This is a genomic window from Haloferax chudinovii (assembly GCF_042663345.1).
Taxonomy (GTDB): domain Archaea; phylum Halobacteriota; class Halobacteria; order Halobacteriales; family Haloferacaceae; genus Haloferax; species Haloferax chudinovii.
Window position 1 is genome coordinate 89,950 of sequence record NZ_JBHTAB010000013.1, and the last position, 9,622, is coordinate 99,571.

Consider the following 9,622-nt stretch of genomic DNA (forward strand, 5'->3'; position numbering starts at 1 on the left):
GACCTGACCGCGCCCGATACGACGTACCAGACTCCCTTTTTCGGCAGTCGAGACTCCCGACGCGGGCATCCCACCCGCGTTCGACTGCTCGAACGCCGCTTTTTCTCGGTCACACGGGCCTCGCGTCGACGCCCGGAGACGACCGCCACCGCAACCGAAGTGCGGGCCGTTGGCGTGTCAGAAGCCAGCGAAGCACAAGATTAACATACTGAAGAATGCATGAATAATCGTGCACACCATGAAGTGGTTACTCGCATCTGTACCGAGGTGGAAGCGATGAACATCGACGGGGTCGTCGGATTCCTCTTTATCGCACTGAGCGTCGCGTCGCTGTATCTGCTCGTCGCGGTCGGGCTTTCCATCGTGTTCGGGTCGCTCAAATACGTGAACATGGCTCACGGCGTCCTCTACTTGAGCGGCGCGTACATCGGGCTCCTCATCGCGTCGAGCGAACAGTACGGCGGACTGTTGAGCGACTTCGGACAAGTCGGACTCGATTGGGGGTTCGTCCCCGCGCTCGTGTTGACGCCGGTGGTCATCTTCGTCGTCGGCGTCGCGATGGAACGCTGGATTGCGAAACCCTTCTACGAACGAGAACTCCTCGACCAACTCCTTGTCACATTCGGAATCCTCATCGCCGCCCAAGAACTGGTCGCCATCCTCTTCGGCCGGACGGGAACCATCTACCCCCGGCCTGAGTGGCTCACGGGCGCGATATCCCTCCCGGTCGTCGGCACGCCGCCGGGGATGAGCGCGGCCTCGACGATACGCGTCCTCGTCGTCGCGCTCACGCTGTTGCTCGTCGCCGGTATCTTCGCGTTCTTCAAGTACACCGACTACGGGTTGGCCGTTCGGGCGGGAACCGAAGACTCCGAGATGACGCAGATGCTCGGTATCCGAATCGGGCGACCGTTCCTGTTGATATTCGCCGTCGGGGCCGCGTACGCGGGGCTCGCGGGCGTCCTCGGTGGGTCGCTTTTCAACGTGACCTCCGAAATCGGCATGGAGATAATCATCCCGTCGCTGGTCATCGTCATCATGGGCGGCGTCGGCAGTCTGCGCGGGACCGTCGTCGGCGCGCTCCTCGCCGGACTCACCTTCGCGGTGGCGACGGAGCTCGAACCGAGCATGACGCAGGCAAGCATCTACCTACTGGCCATCGTGGTGCTGACGATTAGGCCGAGCGGTATCTTCCCCTCGGCGGAGGTCAGACAATGAGCACGGACAACATCCACAAGACCGTAGACGAAGAATCGTCGTTGATTAGCTGGGACACCTGGGACGGAATCAAACACACCGAGTCGTTCGTCCTCCTGTCGTCGGTGCTGTTCGTCCTGTTGTTCTCGTACGCGTTCGGTCGCGCACCGGTCGTCTCGGACGTCTTCCAGGGCTATCACGGGCTGGCGATTACCATCCTCATCTGGTCGATATTCGCGCTCGGGTTCAACCTCCTGTTGGGCCAGACCGGTCTCCTCTCGTTCGGTCACGCCATGTTCTTCGGGACCGCGAGCTACGCCGCGGCGCTGTTCGCGATTCACGTGTACAACGACCCGCTGGCGGTCATCGTCGTCGGGACGCTGGCGGCGGTCGCCCTCGGGGCGGTCGCGGCGCTGATTCTCCTGCGCCTCCACACGGTGTACTTCTCCATCGTGGCGCTGGCCATCGGGCAGTTCCTCTACTTCCTCGCCCGAGAGCCGCTCGTGGAAATCACGAAGGGGATAAACGGCCTCGAAGTACCGCGCTCGCCCGTTCTCGGGCTCTTCGAACTGGAACACCAGTACGGTGGACTCCTCGGCGAACTCGTCGTGAACAACCTCTATCTCTTCGTCGGCGTCTTCTTCGTCGCCGTCGTCGCCTCCATCACGCGCATCCGCAAGTCCCCCTACGGGCTCATCTTCAAGGCGATTCGCGAGAACGAGACGCGGACGGCGTTCGTCGGTCTCGACGTCTGGCGCTACAAGTTCGCGGCGTTCCTCCTGTCGGCGTCCATCGTCGGCCTCGCCGGCGGGCTGATGGCCGTCAACACCCAGTTCGCGGGCGTCGAGCGACTCTACTGGTCCGTCAGCGGCGACGTCGTCGTGATGACCGTCCTCGGCGGCCTCGGGACGCTCGCCGGGCCGGTCATCGGGACGTTCGTGTTCTTCTACTTCAAGGGCATCGTCAACGGCTTCCCGACGCTCGGCAACTACTGGCTCCTCCTGCTGTCGCTTTCCTTCACGACGGTCGTGTGGGTCTACCGCGACGGCATCTGGGGGATGACGACCGCCTTCACCGGCGCGCTCCGCGAGCCGCGGAAACTGCTGGACACCGTCACGGCCCGCCTCACGGGCCGCGACTCGACCGGCGACTCCCACGGAGGTGAGAACTGATGGCGCTCCTCGAAACCCACGGACTCACCAAGGAGTTCGGCGGGCTCACGGCGCTCGACGGCGTCGACATCGAAGTCGAGGAGGGAGAACTCGTCTCCCTCATCGGCCCCAACGGCGCCGGCAAGTCCACGCTCATCAACACGATAACCGGTCGCCTGCGCCCGACCGAGGGCGAGGTGTTCTACGCCGGGAACGAGCTCGTCGGGATGAAACCGTTCGAAATCGCACAGCTCGGCGTCGGTCGGTCGTTCCAGACCGCGTCGATTCTCCCCGAACTCACGGTGCGGGAGAACGTACAGGTCGCGTCGTTCGCGGCCGAACACGGCTCGTTCCGGGTCAACTTCTTCCGCCGGCGGGACTCGTTCGACGAGGTCCAAGCGCGGACGAGCGACATCCTGGAGACCATCGGCCTCGACTCGAAGGCCCAGATGGAATCCGGTTCGCTCCCGTACGGTGACAAGCGGCGCTTAGAGGTCGCCATCGGACTCGCGACCGACCCGGACCTGCTGTTCATGGACGAGCCGACCGCCGGCATGTCGCCGACAGAGACCGAGATAACGGTCGACCTCATCCACGACCTGCTGGCCGACTGGGGGATGACCATCTTCCTCGTCGAACACGACATGGACATCGTCTTCGACGTGTCGGACCGCATCTTCACGCTCCATCAGGGGCGACTCATCGCGCAGGGAACCCCCGGAGAGATTCGGGCGAATCCCGCCGTCCGCGAGGCCTACCTCGGAGGTGAGGAGCAGTGAGCCTGCTCGAACTCGACGGCGTCCACGCCTATTACGGGCCGAGCCACATCCTCCGCGGCGTCTCGCTCGGCATCGACGAGGGCGAGGTCGTCACGCTCCTCGGCCGCAACGGCGCGGGGAAGACCACGACGGTCCGCAGCATCGCCGGGACCGAACCGCCCGCCATCCGGTCGGGGTCCATTCGGTTCGACGGCGACGACATCACGGACTGGCCGGCCGACAACATCGCCATGGGCGGCATCGGCGTCGTCCCCGAGGGGCGACGGCTGTTCACCGAGCTGACGGTCGAGGAGAACCTCGAAATGTCGAAAATCACCCGCGGTTGGTGGAACACCATCCGCCGGGGCGGTCTCGGCGGCGGCGAGAGCACGATGTCGATTGACGAGCTGTACGACCTGTTCCCGCGGCTCGACGAGCGGCGGACCCAACAGGCCGGGACGCTCTCTGGCGGCGAACAGCAGATGCTCTCCATCGCGCGGACCCTCAGGCTCCCGAACCTCAAACTGCTGTTGCTGGACGAGCCGACCGAGGGGCTGGCCCCGCAAATCGTCAAGACCGTCGGTGACTCCGTCGCGGAAATCGCCGACCAGGGGCTGACGGTGCTCCTCATCGAGCAGAACGTCCGCGAGGCGCTCCGCATCGCGGACCGCGGCTACGTGCTCGACCAGGGCGATATCGTCTACAGAGGCACCGTGGACGAACTCGAATCCGAAGACCTCGACGAGTACCTCGTCGTCTGACCGCACCGGCCTCGCATCCCGCGACGCGACCGATTGCGCTCCATTCACCCCCTCCTCGCTTCCGGTTCGGTTCGTTCTCGTTTCGACTCTCTCCTCGGCTCTCGTTCGACTCTCGTTCCGGTTCCTGCCCCGGCGCTCAGTCTCGCATTTCGAGGTGGATTCGTCGCTCCCAAACGCCGTCAGTCAGTCGACAATATTATTTCGTGACACTCGAACACACGGAACATGAAACGGACCAACCGACGACGGTTTCTCGCCGCGTTCTCTTCGTCCGCGCTCACGTTCGCTGCGGGGTGTCAGCGACCGGTCGCGTCAGCGTCACAGAACCACCCCGTGTCCGAGCCGGTCACCTCGTGGCCGACGTTCCGGGGCGGCCGGTACAACACCGGCTACATCGGCGACGTGTCCCCGCTCGACTCGGAGCCAACCGTCGAGTGGACGTTCGAGGCGGGCGACGCGTTCTGGGGGAGCCCAATCGTCGCCGACGACACCGTCTACATCGGCAGTGCGGATAGCTCGCTGTACGCGCTCGACGCCGAAACCGGCGAGAAACGCTGGTCCTTCGAGGCGGAACACCGAATCGAGGGAACGCCGGCGTACGCGGACGGCGTCGTCTACGTCGGGTCGTACGACAAACATCTGTACGCCATCGACGCCGAGACCGGCGAGGAGCGCTGGTCCCGTGGGTTCGGCGGCCTGATTCGGGGGAGCCCGACGGTCTGGGACGGCACGGTCTACACCGGCGTCGGGTGTCACAACCTCGCGTGCGCGTGGTACGCCGAGGAAGCCAACGTCTCCGAGACCGGGTGGGTGTACGCCCTCGACGCCGAGACGGGGGAGACGGAGTGGCAGTACGAGGTCGGCGACGAAGTCGTCAGCAGTCCGGCGGTCACGGACGACCGCGTGTACGTCGGCTCCTCGGACGAGGCGCTGTACGCGCTGTCGCGGTCGACCGGCGAAGTCGAGTGGCGGTACGAGACGCGCGACATGATATGGTCGAGCCCGGCGGTCGCCTACGGCTCCGTCTACTTCACCGACTGGAACGGGAACGTCCACGCCGCCGACGCGGTGACGGGCGAGCGAGAGTGGCTGGCCGACACAGCGGGCCGGTACATCTCGGGGTCAGTCGCCGTCGGTGAGGAGGCCGTCTACGTCGGTCACACGCCGTACAACACGCTCGATGACCCGACGACGAACCACGCGAAGGTGTTCCGCTTCGACCGCGAGAGCGGCGCTGAGAACTGGAGTTTCGAGACGCCGGCGCTGGAGGTCGGGAGCAGCCCCGTTCTGACGGAGGACGTGCTCTACGTCGGAACGCACCGGCAGTCGGACGGCGACGGCGTCGGCGTCCACGCCATCACGACGGACGGACAGGAAGAGTGGTTCATGGAAATCGACGGGCGGGGCGTCGGGTCGAGTCCGGCGCTCGTCGACGGGCGGCTGTACTTCGGCGGGACAGACGCGAAGGTGTACGCGGTCGAGTAATTCGACTGTGCGCGAGACGGCCTTCGCGACGGTCCACGTTCGGTAGCTCCTTTCGGCGCTCTCAGAAGTCGATGTCCTTGAACTTGCGCGCTTGGTTCTCGATGGCCTCCTCGGTGGCGAGGCGCTCGATGCTCGACGCACCGAAGAAGCCGACGACGCCCTCGGTGTTGTTGAGGACGTACGCCGCGTCGTCGGGCCACGCGATGGGACCGCCGTGGCAGATGACGTGTACGTCGTCGCGGACTTCCTTGGCGGCGTCGTGGTGCGCCTGCACGCGCTCGGCCGCGTCGTCGAGGTCGAGCGCCGTCTCCGCGCCGATGTCGCCGGAGGTCGTCAGGCCCATGTGGGAGACGATGACGTCGGCGCCGGCCTCGGTCATCGCTTTGGCCTGCTCTTCGGTGAAGACGTACGGGCACGTCAGCATACCCTGCTCGCTCGCCTCGCGAATCATCTCGACTTCCTTGTCGTAGCCCATCCCGGTCTCTTCGAGGTTCTTCCGGTAGCTACTGTCCTCGTCGATGAGTCCGACCGTCGGGAAGTTCTGGACGCCCGAGAAGCCGCGACGACGCAGGTCTTCGATGAACACGCTCATCTCGCGGAAGGGGTCAGTCCCGTTGACGCCGGCGAGCACGGGCGTGTCCTCAACGACCGGAATGACCTCGTGGCCCATCTCGACGACGATTTCGTTGGCATCGCCGTACGGCAGGAGACCGGCGAGCGAGCCACGACCGTTCATCCGGTAGCGTCCCGAGTTGTAGATGATGAGCAGGTCGACGCCGCCGCGTTCGGCGAACTTCGCGGAGATGCCGGTACCGGCACCGGCACCGATGACCGGGTCACCGGATTCGATCGTGGATTCGATACGGTCGAGTGATTCAGCACGAGTATACTTCATCCGAGTTGACAGGCCATCGCATACGACTTTAATATTTCGGAAGCAACGACCGGCGACCGGGCGTCGGAGAGCGACGCGGTCGGGGCGGCGTCGGGGAGAAACCGCTCGCCCGCGCGAGTCAGTTGCCCGGGAACTTGCCGGGCGGGAAAATCGTCGCATCGTCGTCGTCGCGAATCTCGGCTTCCGGGCCGGGCGGACAGTAGACCGCGAGGAACCGAAGCGGCTCCCACGACGTGTTGATGGTGCTGTGCTCAACGCCGCTGGGGATGTGAACCATGTCGCCCGCGCCGACCGTGCGCGTCTCGTCTTCGATGGTCTGTTCGCCCTCGCCGCCGAGGAAGTACAGTATCTCCTCGCTGTCGGGGTGAGTGTGTCGCTCGTGACCCTTCCCGGGTTCGAGCAACACGACGCCGGCGCTGAACCCCTCAGAGCCGGTGACTTCGGGAGTGTTCATCCACTTGAGCGTGCCCCAGTCCAACCCAATCGTCTCTACGTCGTCCGCTTGGACGAACCGCTTTTCGGATACCATGGCGTGTGGAGTCAAACAGTATCAATTATTAAATATTTTGGTGGTTGGAACGCGGTCAGAAGTTCGTCGAGCGCTCGCGAGCGACTCGCACCGTTTTCGAGAGGAAAATGGAGGCACAGAGCCGAGGCCGACGGACAACGCGACTGGACTGGTGTTAGGGAGCCTCACACGGTGATTCGTCGCTATGCGAGTCGGCAACGGTCACGCGGACGCCCCGGTCCGTTCGCGTGTTGTGAATCATTAATAAGGAGATATAATCGCGGGGCGAACCGTGACGGAATCTGTCGGCGACTGAACGACGTACTCCGCGGGGACGAGCGGAATCGGAGCCACGTACGGGAGATTGTCCGCTCGTCGAACCCGGGCGACCGTCCTACTCACGCGAGCGGTTCGGGGTTCGGCCGGCAACGACGGCCGCCGTTCGCGCGTCGAACGAGAGTGATGTGGTGACGAGCCGGACGGCTCTCGAACATCCATTTTCATATCGAAAGCGCGGTGTAGAGTCACGAGAGCGGAAGATATCTGCGTCGGTACTCGACCCGTATTTTCGACCATCATTACATCCGTATAGTCGTAATACTTGTATTACAAGCATACGACTGTAATAACACTCGCCAGCGCTCGCAGTTTACGAGACGAGGAGGAGACTGCGCGGGCTTAACCACTCAGTGCTGTACGGTGCGTTCCGCAGAGGCGCTAAAAGCCATCGTGGGGCTGGCGCCCCCACGGGACCCGAGCCAGAAGCGACCGTCGCGCGGACCCGGACTGTTTACGAGACCACTACCGAACGGTTCCGCGACGGGCGACGGGACGCTCGTTCGAGGGCACAGGCGAGACGCAAGTAGAGGTCCCCGGAACGGGACTTCCGAAATGTAAAGTTCGGCATATCGTCGGCAAGAGTGCCGAACACCGCCGTCACCGGAGTCGTTCGGTCGTCCTCGGAGCGCTCAGTACAGAGCGCCCGCCTGTAAGACAGCCACGAGAACGGTCAGGACGGCGACGCTGGCAACGGTGGTCGTGAAGATGGTCGTGCTGAGATACTCGGGCGCTGTGATGCCGTCGACAGTCGTGTTGTCGGCGTACTCGATGGTGAGCGCCAGCGGGATGACCGCGGCGGGGGTCGCACATTCGAGGACGAACACCCTCGCGACGGTCGGGTCGCCGAACCCCAACGCGAGCGCGAGGCCGAACCCGACGAGCGGCGCGACGACGAGCTTCAGCGCCGTCGGCGCGAGCGACCGCGATATCACGGACACGTTGGTCTCGGCCAACTGGATGCCGAGGATGAGCAGCATGACCGGAATCGACGCGTCGCCGACGAGCCCGACGGTCTCCATGAGCGCCGAGTCGGCCGGCGGGACGAGCCCGAGCGCACGGGCGAGAACGCCGGCGACGATGGCGTACAGCAGGGGGAGCCGAAATATCTCGGTGGCGGCGTCAAGCACCCCACTATCGGAGCCGTTCGACGCGATGTAGACGCCGAGGGTGTACACCACGAGGTTCTGGATGGTGAGGTAGATGACGGCGGTCGTTCGCCCGACTTCGCCGAAGGCGAACCCGGACAGCGGGATACCGACGAACCCCGAGTTCGGGAACGCCGCCGCCAACATGAGCGCGCCGAGGAGCGGTCCCGACTCGCCGGCGAGTCGGCCGACGCCCCACGCGATGGCGATCATGAGAAGCGCGTAGCCGACGACGCCGACGCCGAGTTTGAGAACTTCCCCACCCTCGAGGGTCGTCGTGGCGATGCTGTGGAACGCCAACGCCGGGATGAGTACGTACAGCCCGAGCGTGTTTATCGGCCCGACCTCGATGTCCGTCGTTCGCGCGAGGAGATACCCGACGACCGCGACGCCGAGAATCGGGAGAATCGCGTTCGTGAACGCCCCCGTCAACGACATGGTTCGCACCTCGAAGTGGGTCGATTCGGCGGGCGGGCGTGCTCAACTAACACTTTGCGCTGTCGCTGTCGGCTCATGTCAGTCCCATTGCGCTTCCCGTATAAATAGTATCGGTGATCGCCGCGTGCGGGTCGGCGCTACTTACCGCCGGTGGCCGTGTGAGTGTGCAGATGTGTGAGCAAGTAGTTCCGAAGAGAGCGTTTAAAACCAATCAGAACTGGTCGGTAGAAGAGAGAGAAAGGGTTGTGCAAATATTATGAACTACAATCGGGCGCTCGAACGACTCCTGCCCATAGATTATGAACGCGGTCGGCTCGAAGTTTGAGAATGCGACAGAGATAGCTCATGGGATTCCGCTTAAGATAGCCAAGCCGGCCACCCAACCTAATCAATAGACTGGGGCCGATATTCGAGGACACCAACAAGTGGTACAGTATCGCAATGGTCGCGGGTTATCCGAGAAACGGTGGAGAACGCAGTCATCGGACCGGTACCAGATTAGCCTATGATTCTATATCAAGGTCCAACATTGCACGACCCATATTGTGTGGTATGAGCATCACTACTTGCCACTGGTTCCAGTAGCGGTCGGTGGGACCGCTGTCAGCGAGCCGACGTGCCCAGTGCCGGACATCGGTGAGAGCGTAGAACCTGCCAAGCCCCTCGAAATGTACTATCGACCCCCTCAGTGTCGGTGGGTTCACACCGTGGATGGGCTTGCTCCATAGGAGGTGAGTAACCGCTCGATACCATCATCAAGTGCGACTTGGGGAGCATACCCCAGACTACTCACCGCACGGGAGATGTCCGCACACGAGCCCTGGATATCTCCTTGTCGTGGGTCGCCATGGACGATTGAGGAATTACTGGCCGTTGCGTTCTTGATGATTTCCGCGAGTTCGTGAATCGCTGTCTCAGACCCCGTGCCGATATTGTATGCAACAC

General features: G+C 63.5%; 8 protein-coding genes and 1 pseudogene. 5 read left to right on the forward strand and 4 right to left on the reverse strand.

Annotation, left to right across the window (positions count from 1 at the left end):
- Positions 1-276: 276 nt before the first annotated feature.
- The 5 genes from ACFQI8_RS18080 (at position 277) to ACFQI8_RS18100 (ending at position 5,352) form a co-directional block, all read left to right on the forward strand.
- On the forward strand, positions 277-1,218 hold the full coding sequence (locus ACFQI8_RS18080) for a branched-chain amino acid ABC transporter permease (protein ID WP_390247266.1): 942 nt from the start codon (positions 277-279) through the stop codon (positions 1,216-1,218).
- Positions 1,215-2,369: a branched-chain amino acid ABC transporter permease gene (locus ACFQI8_RS18085; protein WP_390247268.1), complete on the forward strand. Its 1,155-nt coding sequence runs from the start codon at positions 1,215-1,217 to the stop codon at positions 2,367-2,369. Before ACFQI8_RS18080 ends, ACFQI8_RS18085 begins: the two co-directional genes overlap by 4 nt.
- Positions 2,369-3,127 carry an ABC transporter ATP-binding protein gene (locus tag ACFQI8_RS18090; RefSeq protein WP_390247270.1) on the forward strand — a complete coding sequence of 253 codons (759 nt, stop codon included), beginning with the start codon at positions 2,369-2,371 and terminating at the stop codon, positions 3,125-3,127. Before ACFQI8_RS18085 ends, ACFQI8_RS18090 begins: the two co-directional genes overlap by 1 nt.
- The gene (locus tag ACFQI8_RS18095) at positions 3,124-3,867 is read left to right on the forward strand and encodes an ABC transporter ATP-binding protein (protein ID WP_390247272.1); all 744 of its coding nucleotides are present in this window, start codon (positions 3,124-3,126) and stop codon (positions 3,865-3,867) included. Before ACFQI8_RS18090 ends, ACFQI8_RS18095 begins: the two co-directional genes overlap by 4 nt.
- Before the next feature lie 225 nt (positions 3,868-4,092).
- Positions 4,093-5,352: an outer membrane protein assembly factor BamB family protein gene (locus ACFQI8_RS18100; protein ID WP_390247274.1), complete on the forward strand. Its 1,260-nt coding sequence runs from the start codon at positions 4,093-4,095 to the stop codon at positions 5,350-5,352.
- 61 nt (positions 5,353-5,413) lie between these two features.
- On the opposite strand, the gene ACFQI8_RS18105 is transcribed toward ACFQI8_RS18100, so the two are convergent.
- From ACFQI8_RS18105 to ACFQI8_RS18120, 4 genes and pseudogenes are all read right to left on the reverse strand, one after another.
- The gene (locus ACFQI8_RS18105; protein WP_390247276.1) at positions 5,414-6,247 is read right to left on the reverse strand and encodes a phosphoenolpyruvate hydrolase family protein; all 834 of its coding nucleotides are present in this window, start codon (positions 6,245-6,247) and stop codon (positions 5,414-5,416) included.
- 118 nt (positions 6,248-6,365) lie between these two features.
- A complete protein-coding gene (locus ACFQI8_RS18110) occupies positions 6,366-6,776 on the reverse strand; it encodes a cupin domain-containing protein (RefSeq protein WP_390247278.1) in 411 nt (136 codons plus the stop codon).
- Positions 6,777-7,723: 947 nt separating this feature from the next.
- A complete protein-coding gene (locus ACFQI8_RS18115; protein ID WP_390247280.1) occupies positions 7,724-8,677 on the reverse strand; it encodes an AEC family transporter in 954 nt (317 codons plus the stop codon).
- Positions 8,678-9,377: 700 nt separating this feature from the next.
- Positions 9,378-9,622, reverse strand: a pseudogene (locus ACFQI8_RS18120) (UDP-glucose 4-epimerase); the annotation flags it as partial.